This is a genomic window from Paraglaciecola psychrophila 170, from assembly GCF_000347635.1.
Taxonomy (GTDB): Bacteria; Pseudomonadota; Gammaproteobacteria; order Enterobacterales; family Alteromonadaceae; genus Paraglaciecola; species Paraglaciecola psychrophila.
Genome location: NC_020514.1, coordinates 364,902 through 389,151, shown reverse-complemented (window position 1 = coordinate 389,151; position 24,250 = coordinate 364,902). Strand labels below are relative to the sequence as shown.

General features: G+C 40.5%; 17 protein-coding genes and 3 pseudogenes. 10 read left to right on the top strand and 10 right to left on the bottom strand.

Features of this window, described 5'->3' with window-relative positions:
- Positions 1 to 7: 7 nt before the first annotated feature.
- From mutL to C427_RS01615, 7 genes and pseudogenes are all read left to right on the top strand, one after another.
- Positions 8 to 1,828, top strand: a complete 1,821-nt coding sequence (gene mutL, locus C427_RS01645) for a DNA mismatch repair endonuclease MutL (protein ID WP_007643969.1) — start codon at positions 8 to 10, stop codon at positions 1,826 to 1,828.
- Positions 1,821 to 2,774, top strand: coding sequence for a tRNA (adenosine(37)-N6)-dimethylallyltransferase MiaA (gene miaA / locus C427_RS01640; protein WP_007643970.1), 954 nt, complete (start codon positions 1,821 to 1,823; stop codon positions 2,772 to 2,774). Before mutL ends, miaA begins: the two co-directional genes overlap by 8 nt.
- 82 nt (positions 2,775 to 2,856) lie before the next feature.
- Entirely contained in the window at positions 2,857 to 3,102 is a 246-nt protein-coding gene (hfq, locus tag C427_RS01635; protein ID WP_007643971.1) for an RNA chaperone Hfq, read from the top strand.
- 21 nt (positions 3,103 to 3,123) lie between these two features.
- Positions 3,124 to 4,414 (top strand): annotated as a pseudogene (gene hflX / locus C427_RS01630) (ribosome rescue GTPase HflX).
- An 83-nt stretch (positions 4,415 to 4,497) separates the two neighbouring features.
- Positions 4,498 to 5,655, top strand: coding sequence for an FtsH protease activity modulator HflK (gene hflK / locus C427_RS01625; protein ID WP_034900416.1), 1,158 nt, complete (start codon positions 4,498 to 4,500; stop codon positions 5,653 to 5,655).
- 3 nt (positions 5,656 to 5,658) lie between these two features.
- Positions 5,659 to 6,546 carry a protease modulator HflC gene (hflC, locus tag C427_RS01620; protein WP_007643976.1) on the top strand — a complete coding sequence of 296 codons (888 nt, stop codon included), beginning with the start codon at positions 5,659 to 5,661 and terminating at the stop codon, positions 6,544 to 6,546.
- Between the two features lie 175 nt (positions 6,547 to 6,721).
- Positions 6,722 to 7,108, top strand: coding sequence for a DUF1304 domain-containing protein (locus tag C427_RS01615; protein ID WP_007643978.1), 387 nt, complete (start codon positions 6,722 to 6,724; stop codon positions 7,106 to 7,108).
- Between the two features lie 508 nt (positions 7,109 to 7,616).
- On the opposite strand, the gene prsT is transcribed toward C427_RS01615, so the two are convergent.
- The 5 genes and pseudogenes from prsT to C427_RS28055 form a co-directional block, all read right to left on the bottom strand.
- Positions 7,617 to 10,385 carry an XrtA/PEP-CTERM system TPR-repeat protein PrsT gene (prsT, locus tag C427_RS01610; protein WP_007643980.1) on the bottom strand — a complete coding sequence of 923 codons (2,769 nt, stop codon included), beginning with the start codon at positions 10,383 to 10,385 and terminating at the stop codon, positions 7,617 to 7,619.
- A gap of 212 nt (positions 10,386 to 10,597) precedes the next feature.
- Positions 10,598 to 11,691, bottom strand: a pseudogene (locus C427_RS25620) (IS3 family transposase).
- 232 nt (positions 11,692 to 11,923) lie between these two features.
- Positions 11,924 to 12,220, bottom strand: a complete 297-nt coding sequence (locus C427_RS26655) for a hypothetical protein (RefSeq protein ID WP_236613734.1) — start codon at positions 12,218 to 12,220, stop codon at positions 11,924 to 11,926.
- A 3-nt stretch (positions 12,221 to 12,223) separates the two neighbouring features.
- Positions 12,224 to 12,813, bottom strand: a pseudogene (locus C427_RS28060) (reverse transcriptase domain-containing protein); the annotation flags it as partial.
- Complete coding sequence (locus C427_RS28055; RefSeq protein ID WP_015430295.1) at positions 12,768 to 13,415, bottom strand: reverse transcriptase N-terminal domain-containing protein; 648 nt, start codon at positions 13,413 to 13,415, stop codon at positions 12,768 to 12,770. The gene C427_RS28055 and the pseudogene C427_RS28060, both read right to left, overlap by 46 nt.
- A gap of 1,279 nt (positions 13,416 to 14,694) precedes the next feature.
- On the opposite strand from C427_RS28055, the gene C427_RS01585 reads away from it, so the two are divergent.
- Complete coding sequence (locus C427_RS01585; RefSeq protein ID WP_007643927.1) at positions 14,695 to 16,452, top strand: DEAD/DEAH box helicase; 1,758 nt, start codon at positions 14,695 to 14,697, stop codon at positions 16,450 to 16,452.
- Positions 16,453 to 16,623: 171 nt separating this feature from the next.
- On the top strand, positions 16,624 to 18,015 hold the full coding sequence (gene cysG, locus C427_RS01580) for a siroheme synthase CysG (RefSeq protein ID WP_007643931.1): 1,392 nt from the start codon (positions 16,624 to 16,626) through the stop codon (positions 18,013 to 18,015).
- 70 nt (positions 18,016 to 18,085) lie between these two features.
- Here the strand turns inward: cysG and C427_RS28050 are convergent, their stop codons facing one another.
- Both C427_RS28050 and C427_RS01575 read right to left on the bottom strand, forming a co-directional pair.
- Positions 18,086 to 18,211: a hypothetical protein gene (locus C427_RS28050; RefSeq protein WP_007643932.1), complete on the bottom strand. Its 126-nt coding sequence runs from the start codon at positions 18,209 to 18,211 to the stop codon at positions 18,086 to 18,088.
- A gap of 947 nt (positions 18,212 to 19,158) precedes the next feature.
- Complete coding sequence (locus C427_RS01575; RefSeq protein WP_007643934.1) at positions 19,159 to 19,986, bottom strand: SDR family NAD(P)-dependent oxidoreductase; 828 nt, start codon at positions 19,984 to 19,986, stop codon at positions 19,159 to 19,161.
- Between the two features lie 623 nt (positions 19,987 to 20,609).
- On the opposite strand from C427_RS01575, the gene C427_RS01570 reads away from it, so the two are divergent.
- Positions 20,610 to 21,833 carry an EAL and HDOD domain-containing protein gene (locus C427_RS01570; protein WP_007643937.1) on the top strand — a complete coding sequence of 408 codons (1,224 nt, stop codon included), beginning with the start codon at positions 20,610 to 20,612 and terminating at the stop codon, positions 21,831 to 21,833.
- A gap of 85 nt (positions 21,834 to 21,918) precedes the next feature.
- On the opposite strand, the gene C427_RS01565 is transcribed toward C427_RS01570, so the two are convergent.
- From C427_RS01565 to C427_RS01555, 3 genes are all read right to left on the bottom strand, one after another.
- Positions 21,919 to 22,665, bottom strand: coding sequence for a ferredoxin--NADP reductase (locus C427_RS01565; RefSeq protein WP_007643939.1), 747 nt, complete (start codon positions 22,663 to 22,665; stop codon positions 21,919 to 21,921).
- 455 nt (positions 22,666 to 23,120) lie between these two features.
- Positions 23,121 to 23,867, bottom strand: a complete 747-nt coding sequence (locus C427_RS01560) for a DUF4097 family beta strand repeat-containing protein (RefSeq protein WP_007643941.1) — start codon at positions 23,865 to 23,867, stop codon at positions 23,121 to 23,123.
- A gap of 142 nt (positions 23,868 to 24,009) precedes the next feature.
- Entirely contained in the window at positions 24,010 to 24,243 is a 234-nt protein-coding gene (locus C427_RS01555) for a putative quinol monooxygenase (RefSeq protein WP_015430294.1), read from the bottom strand.
- Between the last annotated feature and the right edge of the window lie 7 nt (positions 24,244 to 24,250).

Here is a 24,250-nt window from a genome sequence, read left to right as displayed (position 1 = left end):
CATTGTTTTGCCAATTAAAATTCTTCCTGCAAGATTAGCCAACCAAATTGCTGCTGGGGAAGTGGTTGAACGTCCATCCTCCGTGGTCAAAGAAATAGTAGAAAACAGCCTAGATTCTGGGGCTACGTCAATTGAAATTGATATCGAAAAAGGTGGACATAAACGCATCTTGATCCGCGATAACGGCAGTGGTATTCCCCATGACGAACTCGCTTTAGCCCTAAGCCGTCATGCCACTAGTAAAATAGCAAAATTAGATGATTTAGACACCATTTGTAGTTTGGGGTTTCGTGGTGAAGCGTTAGCTAGTATAAGCTCGGTTGCACGCTTAAGCTTAAGTTCCAAGCCCAAAGACCAAGCCCAAGCTTGGCAAGCTCATTGCGAAGGGCGTGATATGCAAGTGCAAGTTAACCCAGTGGCACATCCCGATGGCACGAGTGTTGATGTAGTCGATTTGTTTTTTAACACGCCTGCCAGACGCAAATTTTTAAAGACTGAAAAAACTGAGTTTACACATATAGATGAAGTTGTTAGGCGCATTGCTCTGAGTCGTTTTGATGTGAGCTTTAGCCTTAAACATAATGGAAAGTTACTGCGTAAGTATCCCGCTGTAAAAGCACAAAATTCTGAATTGAAGCGCCTTAACACTATTTGTGGCAAAGAGTTTTCCGAACAAAGCATTGAACTTAATAGTCAATTTCAAACATTTGAATTGAAGGGTTGGCTGGCACAACCAGGACAATCCAAAACCCAAGGCGAGTTTCAATATTTTTATGTTAATGGCCGTATGATGCGTGATAAGTTAATCAATCATGCTGTTCGCCAAGCATTTGAAGGGCTTATGGGTGCAGATTTTTATCCAGCCTATGTGCTGTATTTGACCCTTGAGCCAAACCAAGTCGATGTCAATGTACACCCAGCCAAGCATGAGGTCAGATTTCACCAAGCGCGCCTGGTCCATGATTTCATATTCAGAGCACTAACAGACTCACTTAATCAATATTGTCAATTAGGCCAGCAGCAACCGAATCCTGAGGTAAGTGTATTGCCGCAAGCACAGCCTAATCATGATTATATTCGACCTTTACAAAGACCGGCATCAGAAACAAGTGTGGATGATCGTCTGCCTGATTATACTGGTGCAGGCACTCAAGCATCTGGTCCTTCGGGTAGATTGGCAAACAAAAACATGGCTCAGCACTTAGTCAACTCTTCTCAAGTTATCAATCAATCTTCAAAAAACTATCAACAATTAATGACTCCAACACATTCAATTAATGCGGTTTCTAATTCTGCACAACAAACTACAATGATGCCCGGGCAATGGCTTCAGGTATCAGAAAAAAAAATATTACTTAAGCTCAAGCAAAAATTTTATTTACTCGAGACCGTAGCTCTTCACCTTAGCGTAATGTCAAGACTCTATACAGATGTTATGCCAGTGAGCCAACCTTTATTAATGCCTATATCGATAACTGCAACGCCCAGTTTATTGGTACAGGCAAAAGCACTTTACCAACCACTTCTAGAAAATAGTGTAGAAATTGGCTGGACCAAAAATAGAATAATTTTACGTAAGGTACCCGCAGGGTTACGACAGTTTAGATGGATAGAATGTCTAGAAGAAATTTTAAATTTTGAAGAACTAGAGACCGAGGAAGTGCGTAGGCACTTGCTAACATGTATCGTTTTACGTGAAGAAGTAAGCCTTACCCAGATACAAGAATTGTGGCAACAGTTTGTTCAGTCATCGAGCAACGTTGAACATGATATTGCTAAAATAGGAAAACCCGTGCATTTAAATGATTGGCTAAATACGAATGAATGAAATTCTAGGCAAAGAGCTTAGTTCGTTGCCACCGGCATTATTTTTAATGGGGCCTACCGCCTCAGGTAAAACCGGGCTTGCAATTGAGCTGTGCGAAAACCTGCCGTGCGAGATAATCAGTGTCGATTCTGCATTGATTTACCGTGGCATGGATATAGGCACGGCCAAACCGAACGCAGTTGAATTGCAAAGGGCCCCTCACAGGTTAATCGATATTTTGGATCCCGCAGAACGTTACTCAGTGGCCGAATTTCGTAAAGATGCATTGTTGGCCATGCAAGAAATCACAGCAAGGGGTAAAATTCCATTATTAGTGGGTGGCACTATGATGTATTACAAAGCCCTGATTGACGGACTTTCCCCCTTACCAGAGTCAGATCAAAATGTCAGGAAAACCATAGAAGCAGAGGCTGATAAATTAGGATGGGGGGAATTACATCAGCAGTTGGCTCAAATAGATCCAACCTCAGCCAGACGTATTCATCCCAACGATCCTCAACGTTTAATCAGAGCCTTAGAAGTTTATCATCTAACCAATCGTTCAATGACAGACTTGATGGCGACTAAATCCGCCCCCATACCCTATAATGTCAAGCAATTCTGTATTGCTCCGGACGATAGAAAAGTACTGCATCAACGGATTGCTCAGCGTTTTCAACAAATGGTCGATACAGGGTTTCAGGCTGAAGTAGAAGAATTAAGAACCAGAGGTGATCTACATTTGAATTTACCTTCTATTAGATGTGTGGGTTACAGGCAAATGTGGCAATATCTTGATGGTGATTATGGTTTTATTGAAATGATTGCAAAGTCTGTCGCAGCCACTCGTCAACTAGCAAAAAGACAGTTGACTTGGCTCAGAAGTTGGGAAAATATTCACCCGTTAGACACGTTTTCGACAAACAATCTGTCGAAAGTCATTAAACTGAGTCAGTTTCAACTCTAAGGCGGCCTATACAGCTATTTTTTTTTCTGTATAATCACTTTTTGAGTGTGAAATTTTATAATAAAAAGAAAAAGGATTGATCATGGCAAAAGGGCAATCATTACAGGACCCATTCCTCAACGCGCTGCGCAAAGAGCGCATCCCTGTATCCATATATTTGGTTAACGGTATTAAACTTCAAGGTCAAGTTGAATCGTTCGACCAATTTGTGATTTTACTTAAAAATACTGTAAGCCAAATGGTTTACAAACACGCAATTTCTACCGTTGTACCATCGCGCGCAATTCCAATGCCTACGGTTGGTCAGACGGAATCAGACGAAGACTAAATATGGTTTTAGGAGAGCGGATTGTTTGACCGTTATGAAGCAGGTGAACAAGCTGTTTTAGTACATGTCGATTTTGCTGACGAAAATAGCAAAGAAGATTTATTAGAATTACAACTACTTGTGTCGTCTGCTGGTGTAAACGCAATAGATGTAGTGACATGTTCTCGACAGTCTCCACAGGCACGTTATTTTGTGGGAAGTGGCAAAGCAGAAGAAATTGCCAATGCAGTTAGAGCGCAACAAGCTGACGTGGTTATTTTTAATCATAGTCTATCCCCATCTCAAGAACGTAATCTAGAACAACTATGCCAATGTCGAGTGCTCGACCGCACCGGGCTGATTCTAGATATTTTCGCCCAGCGTGCTCGTACCCATGAAGGTAAGTTGCAAGTAGAACTTGCACAACTTAGGCACATGAGTACCCGGTTAGTTCGCGGCTGGACTCACCTTGATAAACAAAAAGGTGGAATAGGTCTGCGTGGTCCTGGTGAAAGTCAACTTGAAACTGACAGACGATTATTAAGAGCAAGGCTTAAAGCGATTCAGCGTCGTCTTGATAAAGTACAAAAACAAAGAGAACAAGGAAGACGCTCTAGAATTCGAGCAGAAATCCCCACAGTTTCACTGGTAGGGTATACCAACGCTGGCAAATCCACTTTATTTAATAGCATGACAGAATCTGCTGTGTACGTTGCTGACCAATTATTTGCGACACTTGACCCAACGCTTAGAAAGATTCAGCTACAAAATGTTGGCTCAGCAATTCTCGCCGATACGGTTGGTTTTATACGTCACCTCCCCCACTGATTTGATAGCAGCGTTTAAGGCCACTCTGCAAGAAACTCAGCAAGCAAATTTATTATTGCATGTAGTGGATTATTCTGACGACCAGTTTCAAGAGAATATCGAACAAGTAAATGAAGTTCTTGAAGAGATAGATGCCAACGAAATTCAACAATTGATGGTGTGTAATAAGATTGATCGAATGGATGGCGTCATTGCAAAAATAGATCGCGATGAATCAGGCATGCCTATTCGAGTTTGGTTATCTGCTCAGCAAGGTCTGGGTATTGATTTACTGCTCAGCGCAATTACTGAATGTCTATCAAAAAACATGGTACAACATAGTTTATTAATACCTCCGCACAAAAGCAGTTTACGTGGTGTATTTTTTGATATGAACTGCATTGCAGAAGAAGGTTATGCGGAAAATGGTGATTGGCAAATCGATGTACGAATGGAACAAAGAGATTGGAACAGACTAATCAAACGTGTCGACGTTGATTTAGAGTCTTATATAGTAAAAAATTAGTAACAAATAACCGATCAAAATATTTAAAAAACTCGTAAAGGTCATTAGACCTATTTATTAGATTAACTAGCTGGAGAGACATGATGGCTTGGAATGAGCCCGGTGGAAACAATAATGATCCTTGGAAAAACAAGGGTGGCCGAGATCAAGGCCCGCCTGATTTAGATGAGGTATTCAAAAACTTGATGAATAAATTCGGCAAGTTTGGTGGTGGTGGTTCTGGTGGCTCATCAGGCGGTAAAAGCCTCGGGGGTATAGGCGCTGCTGTAATAGTTGGTATATTAGTTATCGGCTGGGTGTTCAGTGGTTTTTACACTATTCGTGAAGCTGAGCGCGGCGTGGTTTTGCGGTTTGGAGAATTTAGTCACTTTGTGGATCCCGGTCTGCAATGGAAACCAACTTTTATAGACGAGATTCTACCGGTAGATGTAAAAACAATTCGCTCTATGCCTTCTTCTGGCTCGATGCTAACTGAAGACGAAAACGTGGTCCGTGTTGAGATGGAAGTTCAATACCGTATTCTCGAACCTTATAAATACAGCTTTGCTGTAACTAGCCCTGAAGAGAGTTTGAGTCAAGCATTCGATAGTGCCATTCGTTACGTTGTAGGTCATTCTAGAATGGATGCAGTATTAACGGGTGGACGTGAAGCAACAAGGCGAAGCGTGCTTGATGAATTAACGGGTATCATTGAATCATACGATATGGGTATATCTGTTGTCGATATGAACTTTAAAGATGCAAGGCCGCCAGAAGAAGTGAAAGAAGCTTTTGATGATGCCATTGCAGCACAAGAAGATGAACAACGCTTCATAAACGAAGCAGAAGCTTATTCTCGTGAAATCGAACCTCGTGCCCGTGGACAGGTTAACCGTTTAGCACAAGAAGCCCAAGCTTATAAAGAACGCGTCACATTGGAAGCGCAAGGTGCAATCGCAAGGTTTGAAGAATTACTTCCTCAATATACTTCTGCACCAGAAGTCACTCGTAGCCGTATTTACCTTGAAACTATGGAAGAAGTCTACGGCAACACTAGTAAAATATTGGTGGATACGGAAGGCACTGGCAACATGATGTATTTACCGCTAGATAAAATATTGGGAAATCAGTCTGGGCCAACAATTCCAGCCAACATCCGCAGTACTTTAGAAGGTTTGCGTAATCAAGATGAAGATACACAACCGTTAAACGGCAACTCCAGAAACAACCGTAACAACGGCGCACGTAGTGGGAGAAACTAGGCTATGAAAAATTTTATTGCATTAATAATAGTAGCCATAGGGTTGCTCATATTTGGCTCGTTATTTGTTGTAGAAGAAGGCAACAAAGCCATTGTTATACAGTTTGGTAAAGTACAGAGAGACAGCGAGTCAGGTGACACCACAGTTTTTGAACCTGGTTTACACTTAAAACTCCCTTTCTTTGACCGTGTGGTAAGACTTGATGCACGTATTCAAACATTGGACGAAGTGCCAGATCGTTTTGTGACCTCTGAGAAAAAAGATTTGATTGTCGACTTGTATGTTAAGTGGAAGATTGAAGATTTTGCTAAGTACTATTTAGCCACTGGTGGCATCAAATCTGGTGCAGAAATACTGTTACAACAGAAAGTCAATAATGCCTTACGTTCTGAGTTTGGTACCCGTACTATTCAAGAAATTGTGTCTGGTGAACGATCAGAACTTATGGATGAAGCTATGACACAAGCTTCAACCAGCTCAGACGAGTTGGGGATAAAGATAATTGATGTTCGTGTTAAACAAATTAACCTACCATTGGAAGTAAGAAACTTTATTTTCCAACGTATGCGGAGCGAACGTGAAGCTGTAGCCAGAGAGCATCGCTCTGAAGGTAAAGAGAAAGCTGAATTTATCAAAGCTGATATCGATGCCAAAATTACAGTTATGTTGGCTGACGCAGAACGTAACCTTCGAAAACTAAGAGGTGAAGGTGAAGCTCAAGCAGCTCAGATTTACGCTGAAACTTACACCAAAGATCCTGAATTCTATAGTTTCTTACGGAGTATGGATGCATACAAGAAAAGCTTTAGCAGCAAACAAGATGTGTTGGTTGTTGAACCGGACAGTGATTTTTTCCGTTACATGAAAGACCCAAGCGGAAAACAACCGTAACAGTTTATTTATATTTGAAAGCGCCGCAAGGCGCTTTTTTTTGATAGTGTGTTTATTAAATAGAGCAACTGTCTGTTAATTTAGACATAAGTATCAACAGCAATCCTTGCAACTTAAGTCAATTTACCACACTATGAAAAGTTACATCTAATACAAAGTAGTCAAGGTATTATCTATGAAGTTTTTTGCTGGTTTTATGACCTTTTTAGTCGCCCTTTTGCATTTAGGCATCATGGTGTTAGAAATATTTTTCTGGAATCATCCTGTTGGACAAAAAATATTCTCAATGACAGCAGAGGTGGCACAATCTTCAGAAGTATTGGCTATGAACCAAGGTTTATATAATAGCTTTTTGGGCTTTGGTTTACTTTGGGGCTTAATAAGCGGCAATCAAAGTTTAAAAGTATTTTTACTCATATGTATCACTATTGCCGGGATATTTGGTGGGCTCACAGCTAATACTAACATTTTTTATTTTCAAGCATTACCTGGATTCATTACACTTTTGTTAGTCATTAAAGTCAAACGTCGCCAAGCTGGTGAAGTACGTTTATTTTCGTAATAATGAGCTAAAAATGGAAATGAGTTTTCTTAAACCGCATCGATTACTGACAAAACTGCAGTGCAACAGTGTCGATGCCTCAACAGAACTGATTATAGTATTATATTAGTATAGCTCAGCATTTATCTAAAATAGACTTGCGGATAATTAGGCATATGTTTTAACTAATCTAATCGCTTACCTACTATCAGATGTGTTAATAGATACCTCCAAACAGCAAACATAAGCCACTGGTAACTACCTAAGTATCAATCTTTATGGAAATCCTATGAATCTAACTAGGGCATCATTAAGGTGTGTCTGTAATATGGCATGTAATAGGTTAGAGATAATAAATATTGATACAGGCTACTATTATCTAAACAGTAATGTTCGCCAATCGAGGTTAGGTTTACAGGGGCTTATTGCTAGGTCTCTGAAAAAAAGGCCATAAGTTATGGCCTTCTAATACAATTCTAATTTTATCTTAATAACTTAAAATCATTTAAATAATTTAAGAATTCGCGCCTTATTCAATACCGAAGTCAGTTTTTAGTTTATCTACGCGTGTGATAGATGCCTTTTGTTTCATCTCTCGCTGGCCTAGTTTACGTTCTGCTAAAAACTTTTCTTCCGCTAATAATAAGGTTTCAACGTAATTTAGATAGATTTCTTCATTTTGCATAGCATCGGTAATCGCTCGATCATACAAATTTAACGCTTCTTTATAGTCTTTCTCCGCAACATATATTTGCGCTAAGGTATCCAGTGCTGCTGAGTTATTAGGTTTGATTTCAACTGCCTTTCTCCCATACTCTTTAGCTTTATCAATGTCGCCTTTCTGTAAATGCAGGTACGCCAAATTATTGTTAGCAATATAATTATTGGCATTTTGTTGTAACGCTATTTCATAACTTGCCATTGCCCCTGATAAATCTCCACCTATCTGTCTTTCTGCTAATAACATTCTAGCAGCCAAATCTTGGGGGAATTTTTCTATGTGCTGTGTTAGCAGTTGCATGGTTTTATCAGTTTGCTTCAAAGTATCGTAAGTGAAGATTAACAAGATCAGATTTCTATTATTTGGGGTCGAACTGTAAGCGACCAATGCGTTTTCCAACGCCAATTCTGGTTGTTTGTTATTTAACTGAAAGCGCGCGAGGAAACCTTTAGCTAAGGGTAATCCTAGTACATTGTCTGGCAAAGCATCATACGCCTTTTGAGCCGCTGGATAATCCGCTTGCATCAGTAAAAAATGAGTATTTAACAATTGCATCTGCACATCGTCACGATTCTTAAGGTAACCTTGAGTTAATAGAGCAGCTTCTGCAAACTTGTTCAGATTATCCAGCAACAATAGCTTACCTACGATGGCATCCTTATCATTTGGCTCTTTAACCAACCAAGCATCATAGTGCAAAGTGGCGGGTCGTAATTGGTTAGTTTTGATAAGACTTTGACCTAATGTTTTCCAATACGCTCTTGGTAAATCTTTTTGATCTTTTACTGCAGTCAACAATTCAATCGCTTTTAAGTAATTGGCTTCGACAACATAAACACGAGCGAGGAGTAATCTAATATCCATATTTGAAGGCTCGCTGTCAAAAGTAGCTTGAATCTTTTCAATTCCTGAGATTTGTTTGTTAGCTTGCTTACTAACTAAATAATAAGTCGCCAGTGTAGGGACATTATTTGGAAATTTGATCAATAACTCATCTAATAACAGGCTAGCTTGTTGAGTATCTTTTTGTACAACCGCCAAGTTAACCATGGCCAGTTTTGGAGAGGGACTATTAGTGTCTAGGGACGATGCATTTTCAAATTCTACTTTTGCTTCTGCAAATTTCTGCTGCCTTGTATATACATCGCCAGCCAACATATAGGATTTTGAATCAGCAGGGGTGGAGTTTTTCCAATTGCTTGCCAGTTCCAGGGCTTTGTCGTATTGCTTAGTGACTATATACGCTTTTGCTAGTGTGGTTTGTGCACTCACCAATTCAGGCGACTTACTGACAGCCTCTTCTAAGTTGACTATGCCATCAAGATTATTCAGAGAAAGTTGTAATAACCCTAAGCGCGTTAAATCTTCGGCAGTGCGACTAATATTAGTTGATTTTTCAATCAACACCTTGGCTTCTTTTTCAAAACCGTCACGAAGCAGCTCATAGCTTGCCTTAGAAAATAAAGGCGCGTCTTCATCTGATAATTGGTCAAGCCTACCTAACACGTCCCCTGCTTCTGAGGTCAGCCCTAACTGAAGTTGGCTAGCTGCAAGCAACTTGAGACCAGGATGATTATCTGGCAGTACTCCAGCAATATAAGTCAAATGCCGATTAGCACTTGAGTAGTCTTGTATTTGGTAAGCGGAATAACCTGCTACCAAGCGTATAGACGGTGCTTCAATTCCGCCATTGATAGCTATCTCAGCATGTTTAAGAGCATTGGCATGATCACCTTTTTGTGCATATGTTGCAGACTTTAATTGATTCAATAGGGGATTTTGGTCATTTAATTGAAGAAGTTCATCAATATAAGGTTCCGCAGCTTCTAACTTGCCAATATCTACCAATAATTTGGCTAAGACAAAAGTTGTTTGTTTATCCTCAGGGTAAGACTGAACATAATCAGTAAATATTTCGGCAGCTTCATCCGGTGCACCAAGCGACAACTTTAACTGAGCTAATAACTTCAATACCTCTGCATTTTGCGGAGCTTGTTCACGCAGCTCAGATACTGAAGTGGCGGCCGTTTCATAATCTTCATCTAACACCAGCATGTAAGATGCTGTTAGCCCCTTAAAAATTGAACTAGTTTTAATCTCTCTTAATTCTTCAATCAATACACGCGCATCGTCTAATTTATTTAATCGAGCCAATGCAACTACTTTGAAATAACCGATTTCAGCACGTTCGACTGATGTTAAACCATCTTGATCATGCTCTAGTTTACTAATAGCTGAATAGGCGCCCGATTGTTGATAAGCTTGCGTTAACAAGGGTAATACCTTTGAGGCTTCATAACCATATTCCAACGCACGATTAAACTCTTTTTCTGCACTTTCAAATTGTTTTTGCTGTATGTAAAGCAGCCCAAGTTCAAATCTTGCTTGTGCTGATTTTGGCTCAAGCTGTACCGCATTTTTTAACGCTACAATAGCAGCCCCAGGATCATTTTCTGCAACATACTGTTTAGCTTCCTGCATATACTGGTCACTAGTTTGTCTACCACAAGAGGATAGAACGCCTATTGCTAAAACAGCTAATGCATATTTAAATTGTTTTGAATTCAAACTTTTCATGTTGATAATTCCGTGTAAAAATTCTTATTGATGTATAATGACATGAGATTTTACCAGATGCGACAAACGCCCCACGTTTTATTCGAAGATGTAACCACTGACACGGTTAATAATGCTGTTAAAAATTAAACAAGCCATCCCACTGAGTATCAGGATGCAAAAGTGCAGCGCTGATAGACAATGACCTGATCTACCTAATACGACTACCTCAGTTAAGCTACTTTTTGTAATTCATTGTTTTGTTGTTCAAAGTTATTAGGACATTGGTAATCCAAGTACGAATGCAGTCTATGGCTGTTGTACCACATGGTCATGTAATTCAAGATGTCTTGTTGGGCGCTAAATCGTGTAGAGTAATTACGCCAATGCACCCGTTCTTGCTTTAGACTCCCGAAGAAGCTTTCTGCCACAGCATTGTCCCAACAACACCCTTTTTTACTCATGCTGCCGACAAGCCTTGATAAGGCGGCGATAAGCTTTGGTCTGAATGCACAATCAATCTTGCTTTGGGTTGTCGTTGCCATATTGCCATGGTTAATGCGTCACACACTAAGCTGGCCTTCATTCTTGAACTCATACTCCAACCCACGACTTTGCGTGAATATAAATCAATCACCACCGCTAAATACAACCAGCCTTCTGATATCTAAACGTAGGTGATATCCTGCACATAATGCACATAAGCTTGGTCAGGCTTTTGTGCTGCAAAGTCTTGCTTTAGCTCATTGTCATAAATGGGCTTTTTATGGTCACTGTTGGTGGTGGCTTTATATTTCTTTTTATACCGCACCCACACGCCTGCTTCTTTCATCAATTGAGCTGTTTTCCTGCGACTCACTGGAAAGCTCAGCGTATTCAATACTTTTTGAATGCGTCTCGCCATAGGTATTATCGCTGAACCTGGCGATATCTTTTACCCCTTCCCGCATCTCTTGATGCGTTAAACCATCAGGTTTATCCGTTTGACGCTTCTGGTAACGGTAATAATTGTTACTTTGTACACCGAGTAGTCTGCACATTAAGCGCACAGGCCAGGTCTTCTTATATCGGGTAATAAACGAATACTTCACTTCTTTTTTTTGGCAAAGAAGACCGTCGCTTTTTTTTATATCTCACGCTCTATTTCGAGACGCTTGACTTGCCCCTTCAAGCTGCGGATTTCGGCTTGTTCGGGTGTCAGGGTGCCATTACCTCGAAAAGCATGACCATTATCATCTTCGGCCTCTTTGAGCCAACGACCGAGTATCTGAGGACTGAGGCCTAGATTCCTAGCCGCCTCTACACGACTGTATTTTTGCTCTACCACCTATGCGATGGCATCCAATTTAAATTCTTTTGAATATTTCTTACGTGCTGTCATTACCTATCTCCAGTTAAGGGTATTATGTCTTAACCTAGGTAGTCGGATGCCGGGTAAGCAGGGGCTGTTACCAGCCCCAACTCCCCTAAGAACCACGCATGCGAGTTTCCCAGCACGTGGCTCAAGCCTTTCAAAGGCCTATAGTAGACCCGGTTGTTTGTCACAATATGTCGTTTACTCAAAATGTAGATTGGCACCTTTCGTCCCTTACTATGGCAATATGTCGACCTTTATTCATTCCTGAACGATTGTCGAAATAGTCGTCATAGGCAAGTTCGTAAGGATTGGCACTTCCCTTTATTTTAAGATGTCGTTTGATATTAACCTTAGCTGCTTCAGCGAGATCGAGGTGGCTTGTGAAACCATCCTTATCATGAGTTCTTGCAAAGAAGATCCAATCTCTGAGTGCAAGGTGACGATAATATTTCTGTTTACGCCATTGTGCACTTTTGTTTGGATGTCTTCGCTTAGTCATTGCCAGAGCCATGCAGACAATGTTGTGATCTACTTTAGAAAAAGTGCGTTTAGAGACACATGAAGATAGTAGTTCGAACATCCTCTGATTTTTAGATTAAGCTGGCGAATAATGCTTCCGTCGTTGCACTGCCGGCTGTTTTTGATGGTATTTCTTAGCTTATCTAAAAAGAGTTTAACATTCTCTTTAGCTGGCTTGATTAACAGTTTCCCATCGTACTTACGTACGTTAAAACCGAGAAAGTTAAAACCATCATTAACATGAGTGAGATGTGTCTTCTCCTCTGAGAGTGTTAATCCACGTAGCTTTAAAAAAGATATCACAGCCGGTTTTACTTTAGACTCAAGAATTTCTCTTGAGGCACCAGTGATGATAAAATCGTCCGCATACACGATGATATTTACCTTATCCTTAGAGCTTGTTGCTGCTTTGACAGCTTGCTCTAGTCCGGTAAGGGTTAACACCAAAAGTGTTGGCGAAATGATCCCGCCCTGAGGCGTACCTTCAAATGTGGGATTAAACACTGTTTTTTCTATGTAGCCAGCTGTCAGCCATTTTTCAGGGATTTCTTTATCCTTTGGGATATTGTCCATGGACAATGGGGCCGGATTTTATCAAAACAGGACTTTATATTTCCTTCGAGAACCCATTGAGCAGAACATTTTATGCACAGTACTTTGAAACATTGCTCTATGGCATTTGCACAAGGACGTTTTGGTCGGAAACCATACGCATTCTTGTCCGCTAACGTTTCCGATATGGGCTCCAAGGTTAACAAGTGAAGTGCTTGTTGTGCCCTGTCTGCCATTGTTGGAATTGATAGCGGACGCAGTTTTCCGTTCTTTTTGGGAATATAAATACGCCTGAGAGGAAGAGGTTGATAACCCCTTTGTTTGATATCCTCGACAGCCTGCATTTTCTTTTTAGGTGTTGTCCAAATGACGTTATCAACACCGGCAGTTTTACTGCCTTTATTTTGTGTCACTCGTCTAACCGCAATGAGTTTTGCTGAGGACGAGTGAGAAAGGATCCACTGCAATGCTTTCGCTTTGCCATGACGTCCTTCCCGAACAGCCTTTGCAATACGCACCTGAAGCCGTCGTACTTGTTTTTCGACTTTATCCCAACAAATAAGATCCCAGTCAATTTCACAAGCAGAGGGTGCACCGTCCAATAAATGATTCATTGTCGTCATTTGCTTTTCCTCTTACCAAAGGTTCTTCAAATTATCTTGCAAAGAAAGACCAGTCGAACGTGGGCGCACTTTAGTGCCAGGTAACATTTAAACCCGTATCCACACCATTACAGCATGGCATTCGCTTGTTTCGACACTCCTATTCCCGCACCACCATTGGCTTGTCTTACGACTAGCTGTCTCAAGTTCCATCGAGAGTGATACGGGGTTTCCACGTTCCGCTATAGAAGTACATCGGGTTAGGCTCCTGCTATTGACCGGGCAGTATATTGTTTGCGAAGCCGCATAATAGAAACGACTTTCCTACCACCAGTGCCTTTTTGGCTCATGCGCATTAACCACTTCCGCATGTTCGTGCTAACGATCTTTAACGCAGATTCAGATATCTTAGCCCTACCGATTATCTAGCGCTTACCCGGTAGTGGTTACCAGGAAGATATGCTTCTCGCGATTTATACCCCGTGCTTTGTCGCACTTCGCTACATTGTGCAAGCTGCTCTTTATTCAAGCTTGTTGATTCATCCGGCAACACGGATGGTCTTCTCTGTCGAAGGAAGACAACTTCATATAGCGACTTCGTGTCGCAACTATTCAACCACGTCACTCTCGTTTAATGCTTCTTAAAGATCTTGATCAGTAACTTTTTTGAAATTGGCAGCGTTTAAGACTTGGGTAAATCTATCAGTAAAAAATTTATTGTTTAGTTTGCAAGATATCATCGGTTAACTGTTTAGCAGCTATGGTGTCAGAATTAGGCTCGAAAGGTGCGTAACTGCCCTTTAATTCCTCAAGTATGTGGTGATATTCAAAATGTAAGGTACTGACGATCAACGGTGAAAGAGCTTTAAATCACCACGTAGTTCGGTGGATAAACGACCATTATCTAAACAAACTTAGATTAAATCTGTTTTTTTCAAAGGGATAAATCTATCTTTTTTAATACTTTATTGCATAGTGATTGTTGTTCCTGAACCTAAAACTACTTTAATAAAAATTGGTCAAATGAATAAAATCATCGTTACATGTTAAAATTCACTCTAACTTTATGACATTTATGCAACATCATTGACAATAAACCACAAAATATCGCATCACAAAATGGCATTTTCTAAAAATAATGCAATTAAACAAAGCATTACATGGAGTAAATGTTGAATATCGAATATAATTTGACCTTTGAAACCACGCCGGCTTCGCCTTAGATAATTGTATTACTGATTTTAGAAATTGTACTACCGATTCAAATAACGCTGTGCCTGCCTGTACCCTGGGAAAATTGATGACCACCACCACATCTGAAATAACATTTAGAGATTTAAATCTACCCGAAGAACTGCTGCAAGCATTAGACAAGGTCGGCTATGAAAAACCCACACCTATTCAAGCAGAATGTATTCCACTTATTATTGGAGGCCATGATTTATTAGGCACCGCGCAAACAGGTACCGGTAAAACCGCTGCTTTTGCCCTGCCTATGTTGGCCAATATTGATCCTGATGATAAAAGCACCCAATTATTGGTATTAACTCCTACCAGAGAGTTAGCCATTCAAGTAGCCGAAGCCTTTCAGGTTTATGCTAGCTTTCTTAAGAAAATTAACGTTTTACCTATTTATGGCGGTTCATCTTACGATAACCAAATTCGCCAGCTGAAACGTGGCACACAAGTTGTTGTCGGCACACCTGGCCGTGTAATAGATCACATTAAAAAGGGCACCCTGAAACTTGATAAATTGAAGTTTTTGGTACTCGATGAAGCTGATGAAATGTTACGTATGGGTTTCATTGATGATGTAGAGTGGATATTGGGGCATGCTCCAAAAGAGCGTCAAACTGCGTTGTTTTCAGCGACTATGCCTGATGCTATTCGTAAAATAACGAAACGTTATTTAAACGACCCTAAATCAGTCAAAATCGAATCCAAAGTTGCCACAGCGAGTACCATTCGTCAGCGTTATTGCCAAGTAGCGGGCCATCACAAATTAGAAGCCCTGACACGCATATTAGAAGTAGAAGTCTTTGATGGTGTGATTATCTTCGTACGTACTAAAACAGCCACCATGGAATTGGCTGAAAAACTTTCTGCTAGAGGTTATGCGGTTGAACCACTTAACGGTGATATTCCACAAAACTCACGTGAACGAACCGTTGACCGTTTGAAGAAAGGCAAAATTGATATTCTAGTTGCTACAGATGTGGTAGCTCGTGGTCTTGATGTTGAACGTGTTAGCCATGTAATCAACTTTGACGTTCCTTACGATACCGAATCATATGTTCACCGTATTGGCCGTACTGGTCGCGCTGGTCGTGAAGGTGATGCAATATTATTTATTTCACACCGTGAAAAACGTATGTTGTTTTCTATCGAACGCGCCACTAGGCAGACAATCGATGCAATGACTATCCCGTCAATCTCACAACTTAATGAAACACGTTTATCTCGTTTCAAAAGCAGTGTGATTGAAGCCATAGGTGATGCATCAATTGAGACACTTATCCCTATCGTTGAATCAATTCAAGCGGAGACTGAAGCTGCGCCAGAAGTGATCATGGCCGCATTAGCCAAAATCGCTCAAGGTGATGAGCCACTTATCCTTAGAGACAGTGACCGTCCAGATTTAAATGCTGCGCCTCCAAGAAATGATCGTAACGATAGAAATGACCGAGCGCCAAGAGATCGCGGTGCTCGTCCTGAACGTGGTGGTGAGCGTGGTGGTGCTGAGCGTGTTAAACGCGAACGCAAATCTGGACCACCTAGTGAAGGAATGCAGCGTTATCGTATAGAAGTAGGTCATACTCATGGTGCTAAACCAGGCAACATAGTGGGCGCTATCGCTAACGAAGCCAACATCAGTAGTAAAAATATCGGCTCTATCGAAATCTACGATAATTTCAGCACTGTAGATTTGCCTAATGATATGCCCAAAGCAACTCACGATACCTTACAAAAGACACGTGTTGCAGGCCGAAGCTTAGGTATGCGTGAATGGTCTGAACTACCACCAAAGAAACGTGGTAATCCAGATAATCGCGACTAAACTTTTAGTTTAAAATAATGAAAAAAGGGCCTATACGGCCTTTTTTTATACCTCCAACATCAGCATTGCTATTTTTTAATAACCTAATGGAATATCAATTCTGTTTTAATTGGTTTGCACTTCCAGTCTGAAAGGGCACAATAATCACATAATCTTAATGAGTAATAACACATGCGATACTTCCCGATATTTTTAGATACCATAGACTTAACCTGTTTGGTCGTAGGCGCTGGAGAAGTAGCCGCACGCAAAGTGGAATTACTATTAAAAACGTCTGCGAATATCACAGTCGTAGCCCCTTGGGCATGCGATACAGTGCAGCGATTTGCTAGAGAAGAAAAAATTAAGCTTATTGTTAGACCTTATACCGAGTCAGATCTTAGCAACCGACAAATGGTTTTTGTGGCTACAGATAACAGCGAACTTAATGCGCAAATTCACGACCAAGCGCGTGCCCAAAAGATTTTAGTCAACGTGGTAGATAACACTCCACTTTGCCAATTTATTACTCCCTCTATTGTTGACCGCTCACCCATCATTATTGCTATGAGTAGCGGTGGAGTAGCGCCAGTATTACTCAGATATTTAAGGCAAAAACTCGAATCTGTGATCCCACAAAAAGTGAGCTTATTAGGTCAGTTTTCAGAAAAATTCAGGGAGACTGTAAAAAAACGTTTTAAATCAGTGACAGAACGCCGCTATTTTTGGGAAGACGTGTTAGATGGCGATATAGCCGAAAATATTTTACAAGGTAACGAACAAGTTGCTGAACAAAAATTTTTGGAAAAGTTAAACACCCCCGATGCCAGTAAAACAGTCGGTGAAGTGTATCTTGTAGGCGCCGGCCCTGGCGATCCTGACTTATTGACATTTAGAGCGTTACGTTTAATGCAAAAAGCCGACGTTGTGGTTTATGACCGCTTAGTTTCACCAGAAATACTCGAGCTGGTAAGACGCGATGCAGAAAAAATTTATGTAGGCAAAGCTAAAAGTAAACACACAATACCTCAAGATGAAATTAATGAACTATTAGCCAAAGAAGCCTTAGCAGGTAATCGCGTAGTCAGGTTAAAAGGCGGCGACCCTTTCATCTTTGGTAGAGGCGGAGAAGAACTCGAAACTCTAATCAAACATGGCGTTAGTTTTCAGGTTGTCCCCGGTGTTACTGCAGCCAGCGGCGCAGCCAGTTATGCAGGTATACCGCTGACCCATAGAGATCACGCTAAATCAGTGGTTTTTGCAACCGGACACTTACAAGACAATAGCATCAACCTAAACTGGCAAGGCTTAGCTCAACCAGACCAAACCATAGTATTTTATATGGGTTTGACAGGTTTACCTATTATCTGTGAACAGTTAGTTAAACATGGTCTTGCAGCCACTACGCCCGTCGCCATGGTGCAATCTGCTACTACCCCACAACAAAAAGTGGTGACTGGCACCTTAGAAAATATACAGCAAAAGGCACAAGCCGCAGAAATTAGACCACCCGCTTTAATTATTGTGGGTTCGGTGGTGAGTTTGCATGAGAAGTTGAATTGGTTTGGTAAAGGCAACAGTTAAGGTTCAAGCGTATAGTTTTAAACCGACGAAAGTCGGTTTTTATTGGTTGCGCCAAAGCTAATATTTGGCATCAAAGGTATGTGCTGCGAGCACCGTTGTCTCGATAACTGCTGCTGTAATATTTAACCTGAGCTCGGGATAAGCCATACCGTCCAGCACCACTATTATCGCGCCTATCTTCGCTTAACTTGCTCACAATTACGCGCTATTCCCTCACAAATTCGCCTCGATAAACGCAATAATAGCAACACTGGATGCATTCAATGTCTATGCAAACCAATTGGCAGCATCTAACTTATTGTTTATATTGTCTTTACTTCTAGGGACGCGGCACGTCTTAACCCGAATTCAGGTTATTTAACAATCCAACATCCAGGTCAGTTACATCACGCTTTTCATACAGAATCACTACTTAATGATTTACTGTTAGCTGTCGCACTGATTAATGCTGCAGATCCTGCCAAGCAAGATCATCAAAATAATTTGGATAGTCCATTAATGTTGCATAACTAATATAACCCCCTGTTTTTTTATTACTTTATTGCTTAATAATCGCAATACCCTACGCAATTCTTGTTAGCAACAATATGTAATTGTGCATCTGCTTGGGTTGGCAACTTACAATTTTCAAAAAGGTAAGTAAGCTGCGAGTCTAACTTAATGGCAAGTTTCGCATATTGCTGCTTAGGGAAATGGTCAACATGAATAGCATCTAGATTTTAATGATTTCTTGATTGATAAGAGTCATACCAGTATGTAAGCTTTCATTGATCTTCCACTTTTCGCCATGATTCAATGCTATTTGTGGTTGCTCAGCACCATGCTCATGGGTCTGAGTTGGTTTTTATTCTGCACTGGTTTCGACATTGCTCGAGAACATAATCAACGTTACGACAGATGATAAGTAACGTTTCATTGCATGTCCGATCTAAATTCTTGATGACAATTAAAATCAGATCGTTTTGATCGCATGGCGGTCATAAGCAGCCATAGGTTAAGAGGTCTTTTTAGTTCCTCTATATCAATATCAGTCATATTTGAGTGTCTATATTTGATAGGCACTCAAACATACATTTCAACAATATGACCGGGTAAAAACTGTATTGGTCGATATAATTCGGTTTCATTATATGCATGAAAAAGTTATTTTTGATTCTTTCGACTGCGATACTTATCTTTATTTTTACGTCCCTTAGCATATAGTTTTGGACGCAAATAACGACGTAGCCAAGGAAACAAATAAGCTAAATTTACCATCCTGCCGCTGGAAGCTGGCATAGGGATTTCTAGTTTATCCCCTGCAGCTATTCTCAACACTGCATCAGCTACTTCATCAGCACTGCTCATAGGCTGGGAAAAGACAATATCTTCAACGTTATCAATCTCATCCATAATAAAGCCAGTATCAATCGGCCCAGGAGAAACGACTCCAACATGTATGCCCGTGCCTTGCATCTCATCAGCTAAGGCATAGGCAAATGCACGCAGCCCAGCTTTAGTGCCAGAATAGGTTGCCGCCCCCTGTAAAGGAGCCATGCCTGCAAGTGAGCCAACCATAACAATACCACCGCCACCAGCACGGCGCAGATACGGAATAGCCGCACAAGACAGCATCAGAGGAGCCCGAAGATTGATATCAACCATTGCACCTACGTCTTCTGGAGAGATAGTCTCAAGGTTACCTCTGCTGTGCATGCCGGCATTGTTCACCAACACGTCAACGCTGCCAAATTCTTGCTCAGCTTTGGCAAACAAAGCCAAACATTGCTCGGTATCTGATACGTCCATTGCTACGGTAAGTACTTTTGTCTGAGTCGACAATTCCTGTTTAATTAAGTCCAGTCCTTCTTGACCCCTAGCCACCAATACTAGGTTAGCTTTTTGTGCTGCAAAAGCCCGAGCGCAGGCTGCGCCTACACCTGCAGATGCACCAGTGATAATGATTGTTTTTTCTGAAAATCGAGCAGTCATGCCTAGACTCCTTTGGAGCTTGTTGAGGATAGCAAGAATAAGCCACATCCCTTACCTATTCAACAGGCTCCGATTTTGTTGGAGTTTGATTCATTTGGGTAACTGCTAGTGTGGTTGTCATAACAGAAATTAAGAGGCTGTTAAATACGCACTCTCTTTATTCCAATATATTAGCATTACGTTTTTGCATATCTTGATGTTTATCGAGTCCTTGTAATTAACTTTACTTTAACGTTGTAAAGCAACACTTGTGCCCAGTCATGTGAAATAGCTAAATAACGGCCACAGTCAATGTTACCGAGTGTCTGAGAAATAAATTTAAACTCAATTATTTAGTGTAAGGTGAATTTATGTCTTCAAGGTTATTGATGAGTATGAACGTCATTGTGGATATATGACAAACATCTATGGACACAGTGCAACACGTAACCAGAGGTTTAGGTTATTCTGACTTGAGATTATAAGCGTTGACAAAAAAATAGCGCTGATTATGCCAAGACAGATTGTAATTCTAAATAATGAGGGTACAAAAGTAATCATTTATAAAGCTGGATAAAACCTAAATGAACGGTATTTGATCGTTTTACTCTTGTATTTTTATAAATATTTTTAAAGGTAATTTAGTGAATTTTTATGTAGCACGCCAAGCAATTTTAAATAAAAATAAGGAGTTACATGCATATGAATTATTATTTCGAGATAGTTTAGAAAACATATTTCCGGACATTAATGGCAACGAGGCAACCGCAAAAATCATCGACGGTTTGGAGTTTAATCTAGGGTTACAGAGTTTGACGGAAGGCTCTGTAGCCTTTATCAATTTCACCCTAGACTCATTAATCCAAGGCTACCCTTTATTGCTTCCTTGTGAGCAAATTGTGGTTGAAATTTTAGAGACTGCAAAACCTGAGAAAAGATTACTCGCAATCTGTATCGATTTAAAAGAAAAAGGTTACACCATTGCTTTAGATGACTATGAACATAACCCAATTTGGCTACACTTTTTTCCTTATATAGATATCATAAAACTGGATTATTCAATAACATCGGAAGCTCAGTTTACAAAAATATTAGCCACCTTAGCTCCTTTCCCTCACATCAAGTTACTGGCTGAAAAGGTTGAAACCTATAAAGATTATCATCATGCTTTAGACATCGGTTGTGAATACTTTCAAGGGTATTTTTTTAGCAAGCCCAATGTTATTAAAACGGTTGCTTTTAACCCGTCTCAATTATCTGTTATTCATCTTATGGCTGAAGTCAACAAAGCTGAACCTGAGATCACAGCGATAATTTCAATCTTCGAAGGCGATGTTCATTTATCATTTAAATTATTACGCTATTCACAATCGCCCATATTTAAGCGAGCGGTAGTAATTGAAACGATTAAGCAAGCGGTTGTAGTATTGGGTATGCAAGAGCTTAAACGCTGTGTTTCGCTTCTGTTTAGTGCACAATTTTCTCAAAATAAACCACAAGAATTAACCGTTATGGCTTTAGTTAGAGCTAGGTTCTGTGAGTTAGTGGATCAGAATGTTACACCAAGCGATTCAGAGTCTTCCGGCTTTTTGACCGGATTATTGTCTTTGCTTGATGCAATGGTCGATGGCGACATTAAGGAACTGATGGATAAACTGCCACTATCATTAGAAATGAAACAAGCCATTGTTAACCGAGTGGGCAAATTTGCAGACATATTAAAATTATGTGAACTATTTGAAAACGCAGAGTGGGATAAAATAGATCCACACTGCCAAATAGTCTGTGTTGATTCCACCCAAGCCGCAGCATTATTTCAACAATCCATGAATTGGTCTTCAGCAAGGATCAAGGCGCTACATCCGTAAGTGGCTCCGCAACAACTTAACCCATAGATAACGGTTTTACCCTACTTTACTCGTTAGAAATCCATTACTGGCAGCTAATCTTTTTCTACCAATACCGCTCCAAAGATATTTGCCCCGGCGAACGGCGAAGGTGTTTCGATAAACCCAATTCCATTAAGGTTTGTGTGGCCTCCTCGATCATCGCTGGGTTGCCACATAACATCACTTGACTATGAGCAGCATGGATATCCAAGCCTACTTGTTCCTGGATCAGGGATGTTTTGAGTAATGTCGGAATACGCCCGTGTAATCTATCGGCCTTATGTTCACGGCTTACGATGGGTACAAAGTGAAACTTATCTGGATATTGCTCAGACCAAGTGGCAATCAACTTCTTATACGCAATGTCATCGTCATAACGTGCGCCGTAGACCAATATTATATTTTCATAATTCTGCCAGACCTGCTCTGTGGCTAGAATAGATAAAAAAGGTCCCACGCCGGTACCCGTCGCCATTAACCATAAATCACGACTTTTAGGCACTTCGTCGAGGATCAGAAACCCGGTTGCAGGTGACATGATTTTTAATGAATCGCCGACTTTAAATTTGTGTAACTTGGGAGACAACAAACCATTTTCAACAGGCACCGCAATAATCTCTATCTCATTATCATCAGGCCCACTGACGAGTGAATAAGGACGAGAGATAATTTTGTCATCTTGTTCAACACCGACTTTAGTAAACTGCCCGGCCGTAAACTTAGGAAAGTCAGCACAAGAAAAACGTAAACTAAACAAATGATCATTCCAATCTGTTCTACTCACCACTTTTGCATCTAACCACTGTGCCATTCAATTATCCTCGGTCGCTATGTTGGGTATGTTGGGTATGTTGGGTATGTTAGCTAGAGTTTAGAATATCATATGCAGGTTTGAATAAAAGTGAGGATGATTTCGTCATAATATGCGAGACACAACTTACTTGCCATTAAGATGAATAAGCTTTGGGGTATTAGCCAAGAGTTAAATAGCCTCAAACGGGAAGTGAATCCAGCACGCACAATCACTTTAATTTGTGCTATTTATTTTTAGATAAAATCATCGTTGAACAATCTGCTGCCATTAGCAAACGGGACAACTCCAATTTATCTGTAGTCGGTTTTGATGTCGATCACTTTAAATCCATTAACGTGCTAGTCAGGCTCTATCTCAAGCAAAAAAGCAGGAACGTGATTACATTATCGCTGGCTAGAACCACCTATAAATGAGTAGCCTCAAAAAGAGCATAGACCTCACTATCGTTAGAGCTACTTTAAATCCATTTTTATATTTCGCAAACTGACATCACCAGAACCATCACTGATTAACTTAAAATCAGCAGCACCGTTAACATTGATATCACCAGAACTGTCTTCAACTGTGACGACCCCAGATATGTTTGTTGCGCGAATATCGCCCGAAGAATCATCAATATTTACGTCACCCACAACATTTTTCAGACGGATCTCACCTGAGCGATCATTGATGCTCACGTCACCACGTAAATCTTCTCCTATCACATCACCAGAACGGTCTTCAATTCTCATTAGACCTGCAATGTTACTCAACTCAATATCCCCCGAACGGTCATTCAACGTAAGTCCATTGCTGACCGATTCAATTGATATATCACCAGATTTATCGTCCACGACCAAAGCCAAAGACGACGGCATGCTGACTTCTAGGTCGATTCTTTCACTGTTGTAAGTGTTGTTATTGAATTGGGCAATAAGTAGCGCTTTATCACCTTCTTTTTTAAGGGTTAGTACATAATCATCATCATTCAATTTTTCACCCAACACTTTAGCAACGACAATAATCTCTGACTGACCTGCTACACCTGTGATCTCTAAATCACCGGCACCTGCATCAATACTCAGTTGAACGATAGAGTCAGCGGCTAAAGCCAACTGTACGTTTTTACTTAAATTGGCTCTGCCCCAACCACCTGCGAAAAGCCCTTTGCTTAGAAATGTAATGCATAAAGCTAAACAAACAATAATTGATTTTTTCATGACGAAATCCTTTCCAGTTTTATAAACGAGTGTATTACTCTTTCTTGTGTCGCTAAAAGTATTCAAAAAGTTTAGATAAGGGTTTATTTAATTTGTGTGGCATTAAAAATATGCAAATTAGGGGGAGCAGAAACCAACTTCGTTACCGCTGCAACAAAAGCGAGTGAACTAGGTAAAACAAAATGTGCATCAATGCTAGCTTGGTCTTCCCATTGTTCATAAAAAACAAACGTAATCCATTTTCAGGATCTTGATACACGCAATGGCTAATACAACCAGGCTCAGTGCGCGAGTGAGCAACATGTTTTTGACAAGCTTGCATAGCTTGCTGCATGCTGCCATCTTTGATCAATAGATCACCTGTGATAATAATCATAACGTTT

What these genes read in the sequence shown, in the direction of transcription:
- C427_RS26655 (WP_236613734.1), bottom strand. Translation starts at nt 12,220, where the DNA reads ATGACTAAGCGAAGACATCCAAACAAAAGTGCACAATGGCGTAAACAG.
- C427_RS01555 (WP_015430294.1), bottom strand. Translation starts at nt 24,243, where the DNA reads ATGATTATTATCACAGGTGATCTATTGATCAAAGATGGCAGCATGCAG.
- hflC (WP_007643976.1), top strand. Translation starts at nt 5,659, where the DNA reads ATGAAAAATTTTATTGCATTAATAATAGTAGCCATAGGGTTGCTCATA.
- prsT (WP_007643980.1), bottom strand. Translation starts at nt 10,385, where the DNA reads ATGAAAAGTTTGAATTCAAAACAATTTAAATATGCATTAGCTGTTTTA.
- C427_RS28055 (WP_015430295.1), bottom strand. Translation starts at nt 13,415, where the DNA reads ATGACGACAATGAATCATTTATTGGACGGTGCACCCTCTGCTTGTGAA.
- C427_RS01585 (WP_007643927.1), top strand. Translation starts at nt 14,695, where the DNA reads ATGACCACCACCACATCTGAAATAACATTTAGAGATTTAAATCTACCC.
- hfq (WP_007643971.1), top strand. Translation starts at nt 2,857, where the DNA reads ATGGCAAAAGGGCAATCATTACAGGACCCATTCCTCAACGCGCTGCGC.
- miaA (WP_007643970.1), top strand. Translation starts at nt 1,821, where the DNA reads ATGAATGAAATTCTAGGCAAAGAGCTTAGTTCGTTGCCACCGGCATTA.
- C427_RS01560 (WP_007643941.1), bottom strand. Translation starts at nt 23,867, where the DNA reads ATGAAAAAATCAATTATTGTTTGTTTAGCTTTATGCATTACATTTCTA.
- C427_RS01565 (WP_007643939.1), bottom strand. Translation starts at nt 22,665, where the DNA reads ATGGCACAGTGGTTAGATGCAAAAGTGGTGAGTAGAACAGATTGGAAT.
- cysG (WP_007643931.1), top strand. Translation starts at nt 16,624, where the DNA reads ATGCGATACTTCCCGATATTTTTAGATACCATAGACTTAACCTGTTTG.
- C427_RS01575 (WP_007643934.1), bottom strand. Translation starts at nt 19,986, where the DNA reads ATGACTGCTCGATTTTCAGAAAAAACAATCATTATCACTGGTGCATCT.
- C427_RS01615 (WP_007643978.1), top strand. Translation starts at nt 6,722, where the DNA reads ATGAAGTTTTTTGCTGGTTTTATGACCTTTTTAGTCGCCCTTTTGCAT.
- hflK (WP_034900416.1), top strand. Translation starts at nt 4,498, where the DNA reads ATGGCTTGGAATGAGCCCGGTGGAAACAATAATGATCCTTGGAAAAAC.